Here is an 18,326-nt window from a genome sequence, read left to right on the forward strand (position 1 = left end):
TGAATATGTCTGTCAGCATTCTGCCGACACTCGCGCCCATTTGTACTGAGGGGCCTTCCCGACCAAGCACCAAGCCTGCGCCAATCGCGCCAATGCCGCCAAAAAATTTCACGGGGATCACCCGCCACCAGCGTACAGGGCGAACACCATCTAGCGCACCTTCAATCTCAGGGATGCCAGAGCCTGCCGCTTCAGGTGCCATGCGTATCACGAGATAAAAGCCAAAAGCAGACAGTATCGAACTGCTCAGCATAATGACAACAATGGTCGACCATGCCAGATCAGAGCGGCCATCTAGCCAATGTTCACGTTGATTGACCACCCAATCGATAGTGATATCAAAGAAAGTACACAGAAGCCCTGCAAATAGGCCAACAAACACGGAGAGAAATAAAATGGGCAGCGAGCTTTTGTGAGTGGCAAGAAAGCGCCGCATGACGCCTGAAGTTGGCTTCCTTTCTGGATTGTTGTCGGTATTGTCACCAGATGGGGTGGTCATACAGCGGCTTTCCCTATGAATTACTAGATACCTAACCAGCATAGAGCAGTTATGTGGCTCACTATTCTTCGGAAATGATACAGCGAGTGATCATTGGCATCAGTCCTCGTGATCATCAATAAGTGAATACACAAGGGCTGACGTCTTTGATAGACAGTGTTCTTATTACGCAGCGAGAATCGCTTTAAGATCTTCTTCAACGGTCGAGATAGAGCGCATGTCGAACGTGTCTTGAATGATCGTAATCAAGTTGTCGGTGAGGAATGCGGGAGCGGTAGGCCCGGTGTAAATGCCTTTCACACCTAGAGCAAACAAAGTCAGTAAAATCACGATGGCTTTTTGTTCAAACCAAGACAAAACGAGGGTTAATGGTAGTTCATTAATGTCGCACTCAAATTCATTGGCAAGCGCAAGTGCAAGCTGAATGGCCGAGTAGGCATCGTTACACTGGCCAACATCAAGAAGACGAGGAATGCCGTTAATGTCACCGAACTGATTCTTGTTGAAACGGTATTTACCGCAAGCCAGTGTCAGAATGATAGAACTTTCAGGCGCTTGAGCAGTGAAGTCGGTGTAGTAGCTGCGCTCAGATTTATCACCGTCACAACCACCCACTAAGAAGAAGTGGCTGATGTTGCCTTTCTTCACTTCTTCAATAACGGCAGGGGCAGCAGCCATCAACGCGTTACGACCAAAGCCAATGGTGATCATGTGTTCAATTTCGTTGTGTTTGAAGCCATCAAGTCCCAGAGCACTATCGATCACTTGGCTGAAATCATCACCTTCAATGTGCGCTACACCCGGCCAACCGACAATGCTGCGGGTAAATAGGCGATCTGCATACTGGCCGATATCTGGGTTAAGCAGGCAGTTTGATGTCATCACAATCGCACCAGGGAAGTTGGCGAACTCTTTTTGCTGGTTTTGCCATGCGCTGCCGTAGTTACCCACTAGGTGTGGATATTTGTTGAGTTCCGGATAGCTGTGAGCAGGGAGCATTTCACCATTGGTGTAAACGTTGATGCCTTTACCTTCAGTTTGTTGAAGGATTTTTTCCAGATCGTGTAGGTCGTGGCCTGATACTAGAATGCATTTGCCTTTAATCGGTTTTACATTGACTTGGGTTGGTGCTGGGTGACCAAAGGTGGTGGTTTCACCGGTATCCAACATTTCCATCACTTTGTAGTTCATCAAACCAATTTTCATTGAGTAATCGAGCAGCTCACCCAAGTCTTCAGGATCGGTTCCAAGCCACGCCATAATGTTGTGATAATCACCATACACAGCGTTGTCAGTTTGACCGAGTACCAGGGCATGCTCCATGTACGCTGCCGCACCTTTTAAGCCGTAAAGACACAGCAGACGTAAGCCGATAACGTCTTCATGCACGCTGTCTTTTCCGCGGTTTACCGCGACATGTGGAGCAAGAGCCAATATTGCTTCAGCATTCTTTGGCAGTTCAAAACTGGCGACAGGCGGTAATGCAGGCAGGCTTTTGTCTGCCATTTGGTAAGCTGCACGGACATGTTGTTCAAGGCGTGCTTTGTATACTGACGCTTGATGCGTCAGTTCAAGAATGCGCTCAGGGTCGAAGTTAACGTTGGTAAGAGTCGAGAAGAAAGCCTTCGGTGCCCATTGGTTGATTTCGTCGTTGACGATGTCGAATTCACTTGCCAGATTCGCCCAGAAAGACACCCCTTGTAATGCGTACACCAACACATCTTGCAAGTCTGACACTTCGGCGGTTTTTCCACACATACCTTTCGCGAATGAACAGCCTTTGACAGTGGGTGTTTGAATTGTCTGCTCACATTGAATACAGAACATAGCGGGTCTCCAGTGGTGATATTGATTTATTTCAATTAATGCACTGTGATTGCATGCTTTGTGCCAACAGTTATCTATTTGATATTAAATAATATTTATTCAATTTCAATATTCATTCGATGTAAAAAAGACAACGCGTTTGTTGTCTTTTTTACATCGAGCGCGGAAATTGGAGAAGAAAACCTTTATCGATGAATGCCGAGCTTTTTCCCCATACGATAGAGGTTGCCCCTGTCCATGTGCAAAAACTCAGCGGCTTTTGACCAAACACCCCCCGTTTTTTCTAGTACATGAGAGATAAGGTCTCGTTGGTAGGCTTCAACCAACTCGCGCATATTTTGGTTTTCGGCGGGGAAATACTGCGATGTCTTTTTGACATCATCACTCGTGACGACCACATCAAAATGGATCAGATTAATCGTGTGGCATTGGTCCTGAATTGCGCGCAATGCTGCGCGCGTCAGCGTATGTTCAAGCTCACGAACATTACCTGGCCAAGGTTGCTCTTCTAGCATGGAGAGCGCTTTTGCGTGAATGTGAAGATTTGGCACATTGAATTGATGCCTGACTTTTTCGAGCAGATGACCCGCGAGCACGGGAATGTCGCCTTCGCGTTTTCTCATCGCCGGTACCGTTATTGGAAACACGTTCAAACGGTGAAATAAATCGGCGCGGAAATTCCCTGCTTCAACTTCGTCTTCAAGCTTGCGATTTGTCGCGGCCACAATGCGAACATTCACCTGCAAGTGCTTGTCACTGCCTACGCGTTGTAACTCACCTTGCTGGATCACTCGCAGTAGTTTTGCTTGTAAAACGAGCGGCAATTCGCCGACTTCGTCTAAAAACAATGTACCACCGTCGGCTAACTCAAATTTACCCGCACGATTGTTAATGGCTCCCGTAAATGCGCCTTTTACATGACCAAACAATTCACTTTCCGCCAGGCCCTCTGGCAGTGCCGCACAGTTAACGTAAATCATCGGTTTGTCGTTGCGATTTGATTGAGCATGAACGCTATGCGCAACCAGTTCTTTGCCTGTACCGGTTTCACCCGTAATAAGAACGGCATAATCTGATTTTGCGACGGTCGCGATATTCGTTCGTAGTTGGTGCATTTGCGGGCTAAAACCGACCATGTCACCTTTTAGTGAACGAGCTTGTCGGATTAGCGTTTCGGTCACGGTTTTTTGTTTGTGATTTTGCGTTTTCAACGCTTCGACTAAACCAATATTTCGCAGTGTGGCAGCAGCAAGTGCGGCGAAGGTTTCAATGGCTACGGGCTCAATGTGGTCAAAAGCACCCACCGTCAGGGAATCCATCGTGAGTGCACCAACAAGTTGGCCATCGACATACAAGCTACAACCCATACAGTCATGGACATCAATGGTTGTGTTCTCGGTTAGCAAGACGCCATCAAAGGGGTCGGGTAGCTCGCAGTTTGCATCAAAGCGCACTGGGTTCAGGCTCTTTACAATGGCATCTAATCGAGGATGTGATTTTGGAAAGAAGCGACGCCCCAAAACTGCGCTAGACAAGCCTTTTACAGCGACTGGCGTGAGAAAGCCTTCTTTATCAAATATAAATAATGCGCTGGCATCGTAGGGAAAAACCTGCCCCATTCCTTCTATTAACCGTTGGTATTGTTTATCACGATCAAGGTTAGAACTGAGGTTCAAGGCAATATTCAGCAGAACATGATCCATATTCGAAGTCATAATAGAAACCACAAAAAGAAGAGGCGACCGATGGTATCAGTGTGATGTCATTTAAACATCATCAAAGGAAAATGATTGATGTCTGATTGACAGCGATCAAGCGGTACTTGTTTTAATACGGAGCAGGTCGGTATGATCGAGTGCTCTCGACTGAGGTAATGACGCTTTAGCCGCGCGAAAAGGATGTAGAAATGAAAATCGAGGATGCTGGTTCAGAGGATATGGCGGCATTGTTTGCTTACTTAAACCGTCAGCTTGAAGAGAATGGAGCAGAAGGTGGGGCGTTGTTTCAGCCATTATCTCGCGACGAATGTGTTGTGTCTGACGATGTAAAGAAGCGCTTTAGCGATGGTGTCCTGGCCGATAGGGAATCGTCAAACTGGCGTAAGATTTGGTTGGCGAAAAACAGCAGCGGAAACATAGTCGGTCACATTGATTTACGACACTATGCTGACGAGCATTGTCGTCATCGCGTGTTGCTGGGGATGGGCGTTGATCGCGCAGTTCGTCGTCAGGGGTTAGGCGAATCACTTCTTAAAACCGCGATCGCTTTCTGTCAGAACGACGAAAAAACCGAATGGCTGGATTTGAATGTGATTGGCTGCAACGAGAAAGCCATCACGCTATACCGTAAGCTCGGATTTGAACAACTGGGCGAGATTTCCGATTACTACCGTATTGATGGCCAAAGCTACTCGGAGCTGACATTCACATTACCAACATCTCATAAGGGCTGACACACAAAGAAAAGTGCTCACTGAACGAATCGGAAACAAAACAGTGCGTCTAGCCTTAGTTGAGTGACAAGTGATGGTCGGAACGAAAGTGTCGAGGTTGATGTGAAATGGGGTCGATAAATTCCACCTCTTTTGCCAGCAACTGCAAGGGGGCTAAATAGTTGTCAGCGCTGAGAGGTTGCAATTCAGGGTAGTACTTGTCATTCAAAATCGGCCAGCCAAGCGTTTGCATGTGAACGCGCAGTTGATGGGTTTTACCCGTCACCGGATGCAGCTCAAACAGTGCCTTTTCGTCGGATTGCTTTAGGCATCGAATCACGGAATGGCTGTTGGCTTTACCCTCTGTCACCTGCATGCGAAAACGCGGTTCAGACTGCTCAATTCGGTTTTTCACTTCCCATTCTCGACCAACAATGTTTTCTCCCTCTCGAAGATTGGCAATCGCTTGGTAGGTTTTGTGTATTTGCCGTGTCTCGAACAAATGATGGTAAAGATGGCTCGTCTCAGGGTTGACTGAAAACATGACTAAGCCCGCCGTCACTCGGTCTAACCGATGTAGCGCTTGCAGTTCCGATATACCGGTACTTTTTCGTAACCGATTCTGCAAACATTCATTCACGTAAACACCGCCGGGTAAAACCGCGAGAAAATGGGGTTTGTAAACCACCACAATGTGCTCATCCTGAAACAGGATCTCTTCTTGGAAGGGAACACGAGGCTCGTTTTCAACTTCTCTGTAGTAGTAGATCCGTTGTTGCGGTTGAAACAGAGATTGCGCGGAAACGCGTGTTCCATCGTGGTAATGAACCTTGCCATCAGCCATGCGCTGTTGCCAGACCTGAGCATCAATGAAGGGAAACTTGATAACGAGGTATTCCAATACGGTAGAAACACCCGGATTCGTCTGCGGTAGGCTCAGTTTTGAGGGATAGTCGGAAATGGTCATCGAATGGTCCGGTTTATACCCAGCATCTTGACGTTGCATGGGTATCTGAAGGCAAAAAGCGCGAATTTGCGTCTAGCTGGAACGCCACCTTCTGTGTTTTATGGCCAATCATACTGAATGACAAAACCGAGAATAAGTGCGGGGTGCATTGTAAAGGATAAAGGTCGTCGTCTTTTGATTTTTTATTCGTTACATCCAAGGTTCTTGAAGTCGCTTGGATACAAACTTGGTTCGCGCTATTCGTCGTCAATCAACAATCAACAATCAATAATCAACAATCACTCAAACCGAACAGTATCGGTTCGTGAACATGTAATTGTTTTTTCCCTGATGTTTAATTGTGTACATTGCGTGGTCGGCAAGTTTAACGAGTTCTAACGGTACGTCATCGTCATCAGGGAATAAAGAAATACCAATACTGGCCGTCACGGTGACTTCCACGCTCCCTAAATGATAGGGAGCAGAGACAGCTTCAATCATTCTTTCCGTCACTTTACGAATCGATTCGATATTGACGATATTAGGCAGTAAGATTAAAAATTCATCGCCACCAATACGTGCGATGGTATCAACGTCTCTTACACAAGCACATAACCTTTTCGTGGTTCTTTTTAACACCTGATCACCTGCGTCATGACCGTGAGTATCATTTACCGCCTTGAAGCCATCGAGATCCACAAATAACACAGCCACCTTTCTGTTATGGATTTTCGCATGAGCTAATGCGTTTGATAGACGCTCCATGGCAAGCTTTCTAGTGGGCAGACCCGTTAATGTGTCATGGTTTGCTAGATGGTCGATATGCTTCTTGGCCTCTTTTAAAGCGGTGATATCTTCTTTTACCGCAACAAAATGACTAATTTCACCATTGCGCTGTTTTACTGGTGCAATCGACGCAATTTCCCAAAAGTACTCGCCATTTTTTTTGCGATTATAGAATTCGCCACGCCATACTTTGCCACTAGAGATGGACTCCCACAGATTGGAATATTCTGCTGAGGGCATTTCTCCTGGCTTTAAAATACTGGGTTTATTACCGATGAGCTCTTCTGCTCGATACCCTGTGGTTTCAATGAAGGCGGGATTCACGTAGTTAATCAGCCCCGTTCTGTCGGTAATGATGATTGATGACGCTGACTGTTTAACGGCTTGAGAAAGAATACGAAACTCTGATTCAAGTACGGCATAAGTGAGCAAAATTAGGGTAATTGCCATTCCAGCAATAATGAATATTCCGCCAAGGAATACTAATGATGCGGTTATGTTGTTGGCCATAAAATAGTGTTCTAACGGCGACGCCAACATGATGGCACCTCGTATCCCATGGATTAAACCAAACAGCCCGAACATCGACGCCACAGCAAATCCTGCTGAGCGCCAAGGCGCATTCTTCTCTTGTAAAAAAGTAATGACTACATTGGTGCAAATAATCATAAATGCCAGAGAGACAACGGCAATTCGGATGTTTAAATTTTGGTCAATGTAATTGAAGTAACAGAGAAGTGCTGCAGAAATTGGGACAAGGGCATAATCCAATATGACCAATGGTTGTCGACCAACAAAAATGCGGATGCCACGTAGAATGAGCTGAAAGCCAAGAATATATAGCGAATTAGCGACCACAAGTGAAAAGAGATCTGGAATGGCGTCTCTAAACGAAATCAAAATACTCGCGAGGGCGACACTCGACATCCCCAGCGCCCAAAAAGCTGAACCGTTTGGTTTTGATTGTGAACGCCATAGAGAAAACAATGCGACGGCTGATCCAATAGAGATAAGCGCTGTTACGGTGAGTAGGGTGCGGTTATCTAGTGCAAGCATTTTTTTACCTGTCTTATAGTGAGTCGTCCTGCATTGATGGATCTGTTTCAATCCAATCTGATAGGTATATTTAATTAATATTACAACAGTAGTGTGGATGGTAAAAACATACACATAATATTAACGTCTAAAAGACGCACTTCACATCTTTGTGAGAGTTTGTTTTTTACGATCTTTTAATTTGGAGATCAGCGTCGATATGCTTGATGTTAAGAATTGCATTTTTTAAAAATGCGAGTTGGAAATTTCTATTTTCGGCAGTAAATTTCAATCGGCCTGTATGAAAATTGAACGCATTATGTGATGGATGTAGAAAGTATCCGAGGCCTTCCGGATAGGTTTTTCCTACCTAATAACCTTTAGTGTGCTAATCAATTGCAGGGTTTTTGAGCAGTGGGAATTTGAGTGTTTCTTGGTTACGTCTTTGATTTTATGAAATAAAACGATCTTTGTTATTATTTTCTTACTTTTACACATCAAATCTATTTTTGACAACAATTGCGTTATTTGTAAGTCTGTTTTTAATTGAACGTTCAATCAAAAAACATTTTTGCTACATTTTTAACCAATCAAGGAGGATTTGATGCCAAAGGTAGGGATGCCCGCAATTCGTCGCCCACAGCTCGTGGAGGCAACCATGTCTGCCATCGACGATGTCGGTTTGGCTGGGGCGAGTGTCGCCCTGATCAGCCGAAAAGCAGGGGTGTCTGCGGGGATCATTAACCACTACTTTGGTGGCAAACACGGATTGCTGGAAGAAACCATGCGTTCTGTGCTCCGTGAACTCTCTAAGGGTGTTCAACAAAGGTTGAACATGACCGACCCAAACGATGCCAAAGGGCGCATTCTCGCCATTGTTGATGGCAACTTCGACCCCAATCAGGTGAGCAGCAAAGTGACCAAAACGTGGCTGGCATTCTGGTCGCACGCCATGCACGACCCCGCTTTATTTAGACTCCAACACGTTAACGAAAGACGTCTGCTTTCACATCTTCGCGTTGAACTCAAAAAACTGATGCCCTCGGATCGCGCTGCGTTTGTTGCGCAGGGAATTGCTGCATTGGTTGACGGCATCTGGCTTCGTGGGGCGCTCAATCCGCAAGGTATCGATTCGCTAGAAGCGGTTGCGACGATTGAAGACTACCTCGAACGCCAACTTCAAGACTTTCCATCCATATCAAAAGGCAATAATTAAATGGATATTAAACAGTTATACATTCACGGAGGCTACGTTGATGCGACCTCCGGCGAAACGTTTCAAACCCTAAATCCAGCAACGGGCGAAAAGCTGGCTGACGTGCAACAAGCGAGTCAGGCCGATGTGGATGCTGCAGTAAAGTCAGCTTGGGAAGGCTTTCAGGTTTGGTCGGCAATGAGTGGTGCGGAACGTCGTGCGATTTTGAACCGCGCCGTGGCTATTTTGCGTGAACGCAATGATGAGCTGGCAGCACTAGAAGTGCTGGATGCCGGTAAGCCAATACAAGAAGCGCAGTACGTTGATGTGGTGACAGGCGCAGACGTGATTGAATATTACGCGGGTCTGGCGGTGTCTATTCAAGGCGAACAGCAAAGCCTTGGTGAAAATCAGTTCTTCTATACGCGCAAAGAGCCTTTGGGCGTATGTGCGGGCATTGGTGCATGGAACTATCCGATTCAAATCGCGATGTGGAAAGCGGGCCCAGCGTTGGCGGCAGGCAATGCCATGGTATTCAAACCCTCAGAAGAAACGCCGTTAACGACGCTGAAACTGGCTGAGATATTTTCGGAAGCGGGTATGCCAGATGGCGTATTCAATGTGGTTCAGGGCGACTACCGTGTCGGACAGATGCTCTCTCGCCACAAGGATATCGTTAAGGTCTCGTTTACGGGCGAATGCGGAACAGGCAAGAAAGTCATGGCTGATGCAGCAGGCTCGCTTAAGTCTGTCACGATGGAGCTGGGCGGCAAGTCCCCGTTGATCGTGTTTAACGATGCTGACATTGATAACGCCGTTTCAGGTGCCATGCTTGCGAACTTCTACACCCAAGGTGAAGTGTGCACAAACGGCACTCGCGTGTTTGTACATGATGATATCTACGACATCTTCCTCGAAAAATTGGCAGCTCGCACAGACAAGCTAATTGTGGGCGACCCAACACATCCTGATACCCAAATCGGCGCGTTGATCTCCAGAGACCATTTAGGAAAAGTGCTTGGCTTTATCGAACAAGGTAAGCAAACCAGCGCACGCTTGCTGTGCGGCGGTTACCAAGTCACCGAGGGTGGGCTGGACAAAGGTAACTTTGTTGCGCCGACCATATTTGCAGACTGTACCGATGACATGCCTCACGTTAAACACGAGATTTTTGGCCCTGTGATGTCCGTGCTGCGTTTCAGCGATGAGCAAGAAGTGATTGCTCGTGCTAACGATACGCAGTATGGCCTTGCCGCTGGCGTGTTTACCACCAACTTCTCTCGCGCACACCGAGTGATTGCCAAGCTGCAAGCGGGTATTTGTTGGATCAATAACTGGGGAGCATCTCCGGCTGAAATGCCTGTTGGTGGCTACAAGCAATCAGGCATTGGACGCGAAAACGGTGTTCAAACGCTGAATCATTACACCCAGACCAAGAGCGTTTACGTCGAGTTGGGTGACGTAGATAGCCCGTACGCGTAATAGGATTTTTTTAGCATCATGGCAATTGAAACAGAATTTGACTACATCATCGTTGGCGCGGGTTCAGCGGGTTGCGTGCTGGCGGATCGCCTGACGGAATCTGGCGAGCACAACGTATTGATCCTCGAAGCGGGCGGAACAGACCGCAGCATTTTTATTCAGATGCCGACCGCGCTTTCTTACCCAATGAACACCGAAAAATATGCATGGCAGTTTGAAACCCAAGCCGAAAGCGGATTAGACGGTCGAAAGTTACATTGTCCTCGCGGCAAAGTGCTGGGCGGCAGTTCTTCCATCAACGGCATGGTGTATGTGCGTGGCCACGCCAGTGACTTTGACCAGTGGGAAGCCAACGGCGCGCAAGGTTGGAACTATCAATCTTGCTTGCCGTATTTCAAACGCGCTGAAACCTGGATTGGCGGCGAAGATGACTATCGCGGCGGCAATGGCCCTGTCGGTACCTGCAATGGTAACGACATGGCACTGAACCCGCTTTATCGTGCGTTCATTGATGCAGGCGAACAAGCGGGTTATCCGGTCACCGAAGATTACAACGGCTATCAGCAAGAAGGCTTTGGCCCAATGCACATGACGGTGGACGGCGGCGTACGTGCGTCTACGTCGAATGCCTATTTACGTCGTGCCTTGAAACGCAGCAACCTCACGTTGATCAGAGGCGTGACGGTGAACAAAATCTTGCTGAAAGAGAAACAAGCGGTAGGCGTTTCGTATCGGAAGAGCGGTCAACACCATGAAGTGAACGCACGCAAAGAAGTGATCAGCGCGGCGGGCTCTATTGGTTCACCGCAGTTGCTTCAGCTCTCCGGTATTGGTCCGAAAGCCGTGCTGGAAAACGCAGGGGTTGAGGTAAAGCACGATCTGCCGGGCGTGGGTGAGAACCTGCAAGACCATCTGGAAGTTTACTTCCAGTATTTCTGTAAAGAACCCATCACCCTGAACGGCAAGCTGGGTTTGATCAGCAAAGGGTTGATCGGTACGCGCTGGATCTTGTTTAGAGATGGATTGGGCGCAACCAACCACTTTGAGTCATGCGCATTTATTCGCAGCCGTGCTGGCATCAAGTGGCCGAACGTTCAATACCACTTTTTGCCAGCGGCGATCCGTTACGACGGCAAATCAGCGGTGGAAGGGCACGGCTTTCAGGTGCATGTTGGCCCGAACAAACCGGAAAGTCGTGGTTATGTGCGTATCACCAGCGCGCGTCCAGACGACAAACCTGAGATCGTTTTTAACTACATTGGCACAGAGCAAGACAAGCAGGATTGGCGTGATTGTATTCGTCTGACCCGTGAAATCTTGGCACAAGATGCGATTGCGCGTTTTGGCGATGGTGAAATTCAGCCAGGCGAAAACGTGCAAAGTGATGAAGAAATCGATGCCTGGGTGAAAGCCAATGTGGAAAGCGCGTACCACCCATCATGCACCTGCAAAATGGGCGCAGAGACTGATCCAATGGCAGTACTCGATGCAGCGCTTCGCGTGCGTGGTATTGAAAATCTGCGTGTGGTGGATTCATCGGTATTCCCAACGATCACCAACGGCAACTTAAACGGGCCAACCATCATGGTGGCAGAGCGTGCCGCAGACATGATCTTGAATAACGGACTCTTGCCTTCCACCGATGTGGCGGTATGGCAAGATCCAAACTGGCAGACTCAGCAGCGTTTGGTTCCGCCAGAAAACGCATCTGAAAGTAAAACAGTTTCGGATGCACATAGGCAATAACAGTCAACCAAGAATAGAAAAACCGATCTTGTGCATCGAGTAGCTAAACCAAACTCGAGAATAAACAAGACAACGAATAAAAAACTGAAGGGCGCGGCTTACTGCAACGCCCGCAGACAAAGAAAGGAAGAGGAAAGCATCATGGATATTAAACAGACTCAACGACTGACAGCACTAAGCCTGACCGTAGCGGCAAGCTTGATTGCTGCACCAGCAATGGCAAACCAGTGTGAGAAAGTGAGTTTTTCAGATGTAGGTTGGACGGATATTACCGCCACCACCGCAGCAACGACGCTTGTACTGCAAGGTATGGGATACGAAACCGACATACAGCTGCTGTCTGTCCCTGTTACCTATACCTCGCTGGCAAACGGCGACATTGATGTGTTCCTGGGCAACTGGATGCCAACCATGGAAGGGGATATTGCCAAGTACCGCGATGCGGGCACGGTTGAAACCATCAACATGAACCTTGAAGGCGCGAAATATACCTTGGCCGTGCCAAAGTACGCCTTTGAAGCGGGCGTAAAAACCTTCGCAGATATCGCCAAGTTTGAAGATAACTTCAAAGGCCGCGTGTATGGCATTGAGCCGGGTAACGATGGCAACCGTTTGATCCAAGACATGATCGATGCGGATGCATTTGGGCTTAAAAGCTTCAATCTGGTTGAATCCAGTGAAGCAGGCATGTTGTCACAAGTGAAGCGTGCTGTTCGTCGCGACCAGTGGATTGTATTTTTAGGCTGGGCACCACACCCAATGAACAGCAACTTTGAATTGGAATACCTAGCTGGCGGTGACGACTTCTTTGGTCCTAACTTTGGCGGCGCGAACGTTTACACCAATGTACGCCAAAACTTCACCACCGAGTGTCCGAACGTTGGCAAGCTGCTGACCAATCAGAAATTCTCGTTGGCGATGGAAAACGACATCATGAACGGCATTCTTAACGACGGCGTGAAGCCTGAAATGGCTGCAAAAGAATGGCTGCAAGGTAACCCAGAGGCGCTAACTGCATGGTTAGACGGTGTTAAAACGCTGGATGGCAAAGATGCACTGCCAGCCGTTAAAGCACATCTCAATATCCAGTAAGGCATTGACTGCTGCCCGTCCGCAGTAAGTGTCGGGAGCAGAGGGTGAGGGCGCATTGATGGCGTCACTCACCCAAACCATGATGGATTTTGGAGTACACATGAACTGGATTACTGACAATAAAATACCCCTCGGCGATTACATGGAAACCGGCGTAGATTGGTTAACAGATAACGCTGCTGGCTTCTTCGATGCGCTTTCCCTGTCACTAGAATGGCTAATCCTATCCCTTGTCGATGTGATGCAATGGATGCCGCCATACGTGCCAATTCTGCTGACCGCCGGACTTGCTTGGCTTTTACACAGAAGCATCCCGCTGGTGGTGTTTGTTTGTGCCGCATTATTGCTGATTTTAAATTTAGGCTACTGGACGGAGATGATTGAAACCTTCGTACTGGTGCTCACTGCTACCTCGTTGTCGGTATTGATTGGTGTGCCACTCGGCATTCTCGCTGCACATCGCCCGTGGCTGTATACCTTTATGCGTCCGGTTCTCGATTTAATGCAAACCATCCCAACGTTTGTCTACCTTATTCCAACGCTGGTGTTGTTTGGTCTTGGCGTTGTGCCGGGTTTGATCTCCACCATTATCTTCGCCATCGCAGCGCCAATTCGTTTGACCTATCTGGGTATTCGCAGTGTGCCAGAAGAGCTGATTGAAGCGGGCAAAGCCTTTGGTGCGACGCCACATAAACTGCTGTTCAAAGTTGAGCTGCCTGCGGCAATGCCAAACATCATGGCGGGCATTACGCAGTGCATCATGCTGTCGCTTTCCATGGTGGTTATCTCGGCGTTAGTGGGTGCTGATGGTTTGGGTAAACCGGTTATCCGTGCGTTGAATACCGTGAATATTTCTCAAGGCTTTGAAGCGGGTCTTGCCATTGTACTCGTGGCAATTATTTTGGACCGCTTATGCAAAGCGCCTGCATCACAAGGGAAAGAGGGGTAATCATGAAGGCAGTAACCATAGAAAACTTGGACGTGATTTTCGGTCAGTCGATCGATAAAAGCCTGACCTTGTTAGATGACGGAAAAACGCGCCAGCAAATACAAGAAGAAACGGGCGATGTGATTGGCGTGCATAACGCCACACTGAGCGTCGAAGAAGGGGAGATCTGTGTACTGATGGGGCTTTCAGGTTCAGGAAAGTCCAGCTTGCTTCGCGCGGTCAACGGCTTGAACCCGGTCACTCGTGGTTCGCTAAAAGTGCGCAATGGCGATGAGATGGTCGATCTCGCCGGTATTGATGACAATGCGTTGCGCCATTTGCGCTCACACCGTATTTCCATGGTGTTTCAAAAGTTCGCATTGATGCCTTGGCTATCCGTGGTTGACAACGTTGCTTTCGGTTTAGAAATGCAAGGTGTTGGCAAAGACGAACGTCGTCAACGTGCCATGGAAAAGATCGACATGGTTGGTCTGACGGAATGGCATGACAAACTGCCCCATGAGCTGTCGGGAGGCATGCAGCAACGTGTTGGTCTTGCGCGAGCGTTCACCATGGACAGTGACATTCTGTTGATGGATGAGCCCTTCTCGGCACTAGATCCGCTGATTCGAAACCAGTTGCAAGACGAGTTGTTAGAACTTCAACGTAAGCTCAACAAAACGATTCTGTTCGTGAGCCACGATTTGGATGAGGCGCTGAAATTGGGCAATAACATTGCCATTATGGAGTCAGGCAAAATTATCCAACACGGTAAGCCAGAAGACATTGTGTTGCGCCCTGAAAATCAGTACGTGGAAGACTTTGTGGCGCACACCAATCCGCTCAACGTACTGCGAGGCCGCTCGTTAATGACTGCCATTGGCGATCTTGAGCGCGAAGGAAACACCTTGGTATTGAACCGACACGAACAAACTGTGTTGGAAACCGATGCAGAAGGCCAAATCACGGGTGCGAAACGTCTAGATGCCAATCTTCCAATTGTTCGATGGCAAGAAGGCGAGAGCATCACTGATCTTGCTGTGGACTCGGTTGTGATTACGTCGGCAGATACTTCTATGCGTCATGCACTGGAAATCCGCTATCACACGGGGCAGTCTGTGTTGCTCAGTGACGAAGAAAAGATCATTGGTGTTTTGTCGGACAATGATTTCTACCACGCGTTGCTTGGGAAGCATTTTTCGACTGCGGCTTAGAAAACGCCAGAAACAGTTTTAATTTTAAAGCCAGCTTTGAAGCTGGCTTTTTTTGATGGGCTAGACGGTGTTGATATAGTTAGATTTGTATCCCTCGCTGTGTTTCTTGATAATTTAATATTGTAAGTTAGTAATAATAAGAATAATCTAAATAGCTAATAAAAACATGTCTAATAATAATGCTAAATTCGCACTTTTGATGTACTAACCAACTAGTGTATAGAACTAGTTAATGATTAATCTTCAATAGTTGCTCCGCGTATTTCCTACTGTGTCTTACATTTTTCATGCCTTAAATGAAAAGGTATTACCCATGTTTGATATAAAATATTAGGAAATAATAATGAAAGTTATGCAGTTAGGTTTAATGCTAACAGCTTTAGCATTCTCAACCTCATCATTTGAAACACAAGCATCAGGCCTATCCCCAGGTCAGGTACTGAATAAAACCCATCGAGCTAACACCCATAACATTGTTAGAAATTTTGTTGAAACAAGGAAAGGTTATGGATACGTCACCTTCACCGGAGGGAAGGTGATCGGCAACACTAGCAATGATTTCACAGTCACAGTTGGTCCTCATAATACAACGCTCGGTTCGGTATTGGGCGGGGTTGATTTGAACTTCAAGCCTGAAGATGCCGAATGTGTGCGCGGCCTACATCTTTCGTTAAGTGTGGGCTCCGATGTTCCGTTTTCACTCAGTCCAACCTGTGATGCGCTGCTTCGCACCGATATCAAACGGACGATTAGCCATACCGTTGCTAGCTTTGACGTGCCTATCCCTGCAGTGCCGATAGATCCTGCTGGTATCTTTCGTCTTGGTGTCAGTGTTGGAGCGGCATTAAAGGTCGGTGCAGACTTTGAGGCTGGTCTTGAAGTGGGCGGTTTCGACAAACCCAACAAGCCGATTAAGATAAATGGTGTGCGTCGACCCGATTTTATCTTTGCAAGCGTGAGACCATTTATTTCTGGTGATGCAACAGCCAAAGGTTATGCCCGTTTAAATCTTCTATTTAAAACTGTTGAAAAAGGCGTGAAAGGTTCGCTCACCTTAATTAATGCCGGCACGAAAGCCTATGCGGAAGCGGGTGTTACTTATAAAAAACAACCGGGTAAAAAACATCAGTACTATACCCGACTTAAATGGGATGCAAATGCACAGGGTGGTAACGGTAAAGTTGGACTTTATTGCGATGTTAAACTGTTTGGTTTTGCGAGAATATTCTATGCAGAAACAGATTTGATTAGCTGGTCGCCAATTTATGAGTTCAATCAAACAATTTACGATCAAACGGCATATTTGTAATTTGTTTTGGAGGTATGTGATGTGCCTCCTGTTATTAAATGGATAAGCAATGAACAGAAAATTACTCCTGCTCTCGCTGTTTGCCTGTGTTGTGGTCGCCACGTCATTTATTATTTTCACACCGGTTCCCAACCCCACAGCGGAAATCAATACTCACGATGGCAACGCTGTCACTTCTGATGTTTCATCCAGCACAATACCGAAGGCATTGGCTTCTTACGACTTTACCAATGATCCATTGAGTACGATGACGCCGTCATCCAAACCGCTCGAACTGCGAGCTTACCGCGCAGTCATTCGCTCAAAGCTTACCAGTCGGGGCGTTGTCTTGGCAGACTTCTCCAATGCATTGAGCATTGAGTTCGATACCGGGGGTGTAAAACCACATAAAGGCGTTGCCTATGATGTGAAGTTTGAATCAGAAGACCCCAAAACTGAGATCCCATCGTATCTCGGTTTTACTTTCAATTATCAAGCGGGGGAATTCAGCGATGTATCAATGCTAGGGTTGCCGCCCCAGCACCCACTGAATATCGTGACGGCCTTATTGGCTCAGTTTTCATACTTTGATGGCATTCATAGCCTGCAGCTTCCTGATGGCACGCACACCTACCTTTATGACATTAATGGCAACCAAGTCACGCGTGAGAAAGCCACCGATTCAAGCTCCTCGGCTAGCTACGCAACCCTGTCTGAAAGAGAAACGTGGAATTTGACGTTGGATGCGTCGTCGTTTCCCTCGCAATTACATTCCAGTACTGGGAAGACAGTAGAAATGGAGGGCTCTGAGCTTCAGCTTGAACAGGAAATAACGATGACCCCCATCAAGCCAGATGCTTTGATTCTGGCGAAAGTCAGTTTTGGTGCTGGCGTGAACGCAAAATATAAAGTGGCATTTAACGATACTGCGCCAGCCATAGAAGTGAATGAAGAAAACTTCATGGAGACGCTGGTGTTGTTTGATGCGAATCCAAATTTGGACACAGCCCAAGCATTAGGACTGTTTCTGGTTAACCAAGGTTGGGGGTACGTTCGTGATTTGCTCAGTTCAGACGAGATAACTGACAGCATGCGCTCAAGCCTAATTTTTGCGTTGGAGCGATCTGGTGAACGAGAAGGTGAGTACCTGCTTGCTTCGCTGATAGAAGATGATTCACTTGGTGAAACTGATCGGCTGCGAGCGATTATGTCGATAGTAAAGATGGGCGAGATAAACAGTCAGGTAGCGTTGAGCACATTGCAAAATATGCTCGATCATTCCAACAGCTTGCTGGGACAAACCGCTATGTTGAACATTGGCATTCTTGGAAAGCAAAATCCACGCATGACAAGTGATGTTACCGCGTTTCTAACCCAACGATTATCTAGTGAAGGGGCGGGCTACAATGAATTGCTGGCAATCAGTAACCTTGGAAATCCAGAGATGGACAGCCGAGTACTGCCTTACTTAGACAGCCAATATGCAGATGAAAGGCAGGTTGCGGTCAAATTGCTAAGTCGAAATCCTGATATGCAGCCCACCTTGCTCAAGCAAATGCTGAACGATGAGCATCCTAGTGTGGTCAAAGCCATCACTTTGGGTATTGAAACAAACAGCCAAGACCTTCAGCTCACTGAGAGTTATCAAGCACAATTGCGAAGTCGTTTAGATGAACCAGATATTCTCGCTCCCACTCGGGATTTGTTGTTCATGTTTCTCGCCAACAATGCACAACCCACGGCGTTGAATAAATCGACCGCGCGTAAAATGTTGGAGACCCAAGGCGTGTCAGAATCGACGCTTACCTTAGCGCAGCAGCTGCTGAAGCAATAAAAACCAAGCGACTGAAAACAAAA

At 47.3% G+C, this 18,326-nt stretch carries 14 protein-coding genes; 9 read left to right on the forward strand and 5 right to left on the reverse strand.

Annotated features, from left to right (window positions below; genetic code table 11):
- The 3 genes from A1OO_RS23345 to norR all read right to left on the reverse strand — a co-directional run.
- On the reverse strand, positions 1 to 499 hold a 499-nt coding region (locus A1OO_RS23345), incomplete at its 3' end, for a chloride channel protein (protein WP_017003379.1).
- A 165-nt stretch (positions 500 to 664) separates the two neighbouring features.
- Positions 665 to 2,326, reverse strand: coding sequence for a hydroxylamine reductase (hcp, locus tag A1OO_RS13975; RefSeq protein ID WP_017003380.1), 1,662 nt, complete (start codon positions 2,324 to 2,326; stop codon positions 665 to 667).
- A gap of 185 nt (positions 2,327 to 2,511) precedes the next feature.
- Positions 2,512 to 4,041 carry a nitric oxide reductase transcriptional regulator NorR gene (gene norR / locus A1OO_RS13980; RefSeq protein WP_026023863.1) on the reverse strand — a complete coding sequence of 510 codons (1,530 nt, stop codon included), beginning with the start codon at positions 4,039 to 4,041 and terminating at the stop codon, positions 2,512 to 2,514.
- Positions 4,042 to 4,232: 191 nt separating this feature from the next.
- Here norR and A1OO_RS13985 point away from each other — a divergent pair, with 191 nt between their 5' ends.
- On the forward strand, positions 4,233 to 4,778 hold the full coding sequence (locus A1OO_RS13985; protein ID WP_017003382.1) for a GNAT family N-acetyltransferase: 546 nt from the start codon (positions 4,233 to 4,235) through the stop codon (positions 4,776 to 4,778).
- A 55-nt stretch (positions 4,779 to 4,833) separates the two neighbouring features.
- On the opposite strand, the gene A1OO_RS13990 is transcribed toward A1OO_RS13985, so the two are convergent.
- Complete coding sequence (locus tag A1OO_RS13990) at positions 4,834 to 5,724, reverse strand: pseudouridine synthase (RefSeq protein ID WP_017003383.1); 891 nt, start codon at positions 5,722 to 5,724, stop codon at positions 4,834 to 4,836.
- A 282-nt stretch (positions 5,725 to 6,006) separates the two neighbouring features.
- Positions 6,007 to 7,659 (reverse strand): GGDEF domain-containing protein, encoded by a 1,653-nt coding sequence (locus A1OO_RS13995; protein WP_241819123.1) that lies wholly within the window; start codon positions 7,657 to 7,659, stop codon positions 6,007 to 6,009.
- Between the two features lie 469 nt (positions 7,660 to 8,128).
- Here A1OO_RS13995 and betI point away from each other — a divergent pair, with 469 nt between their 5' ends.
- The 8 genes from betI to A1OO_RS14035 all read left to right on the forward strand — a co-directional run bounded on the left by betI (position 8,129) and on the right by A1OO_RS14035 (position 18,303).
- Positions 8,129 to 8,740, forward strand: a complete 612-nt coding sequence (gene betI, locus A1OO_RS14000; protein ID WP_016958517.1) for a transcriptional regulator BetI — start codon at positions 8,129 to 8,131, stop codon at positions 8,738 to 8,740.
- The gene (betB, locus tag A1OO_RS14005) at positions 8,741 to 10,201 is read left to right on the forward strand and encodes a betaine-aldehyde dehydrogenase (RefSeq protein WP_017003385.1); all 1,461 of its coding nucleotides are present in this window, start codon (positions 8,741 to 8,743) and stop codon (positions 10,199 to 10,201) included. It begins immediately after the preceding gene.
- A gap of 18 nt (positions 10,202 to 10,219) precedes the next feature.
- The gene (betA, locus tag A1OO_RS14010) at positions 10,220 to 11,947 is read left to right on the forward strand and encodes a choline dehydrogenase (protein WP_016958519.1); all 1,728 of its coding nucleotides are present in this window, start codon (positions 10,220 to 10,222) and stop codon (positions 11,945 to 11,947) included.
- 141 nt (positions 11,948 to 12,088) lie between these two features.
- Positions 12,089 to 13,039 carry a choline ABC transporter substrate-binding protein gene (locus A1OO_RS14015; RefSeq protein ID WP_016958520.1) on the forward strand — a complete coding sequence of 317 codons (951 nt, stop codon included), beginning with the start codon at positions 12,089 to 12,091 and terminating at the stop codon, positions 13,037 to 13,039.
- Between the two features lie 100 nt (positions 13,040 to 13,139).
- Positions 13,140 to 13,988 carry a choline ABC transporter permease subunit gene (gene choW / locus A1OO_RS14020; RefSeq protein ID WP_026023865.1) on the forward strand — a complete coding sequence of 283 codons (849 nt, stop codon included), beginning with the start codon at positions 13,140 to 13,142 and terminating at the stop codon, positions 13,986 to 13,988.
- Positions 13,989 to 13,990: 2 nt separating this feature from the next.
- Complete coding sequence (gene choV / locus A1OO_RS14025) at positions 13,991 to 15,181, forward strand: choline ABC transporter ATP-binding protein (protein WP_016958522.1); 1,191 nt, start codon at positions 13,991 to 13,993, stop codon at positions 15,179 to 15,181.
- Positions 15,182 to 15,524: 343 nt separating this feature from the next.
- Positions 15,525 to 16,490 carry a hypothetical protein gene (locus tag A1OO_RS14030; protein WP_016958523.1) on the forward strand — a complete coding sequence of 322 codons (966 nt, stop codon included), beginning with the start codon at positions 15,525 to 15,527 and terminating at the stop codon, positions 16,488 to 16,490.
- A 49-nt stretch (positions 16,491 to 16,539) separates the two neighbouring features.
- Positions 16,540 to 18,303 carry a HEAT repeat domain-containing protein gene (locus A1OO_RS14035; RefSeq protein WP_016958524.1) on the forward strand — a complete coding sequence of 588 codons (1,764 nt, stop codon included), beginning with the start codon at positions 16,540 to 16,542 and terminating at the stop codon, positions 18,301 to 18,303.
- Positions 18,304 to 18,326: the final 23 nt, after the last annotated feature.

Origin of the sequence: Enterovibrio norvegicus FF-33 (genome assembly GCF_000286835.2) — a bacterium.
Lineage (GTDB): Bacteria > Pseudomonadota > Gammaproteobacteria > Enterobacterales > Vibrionaceae > Enterovibrio > Enterovibrio norvegicus_A.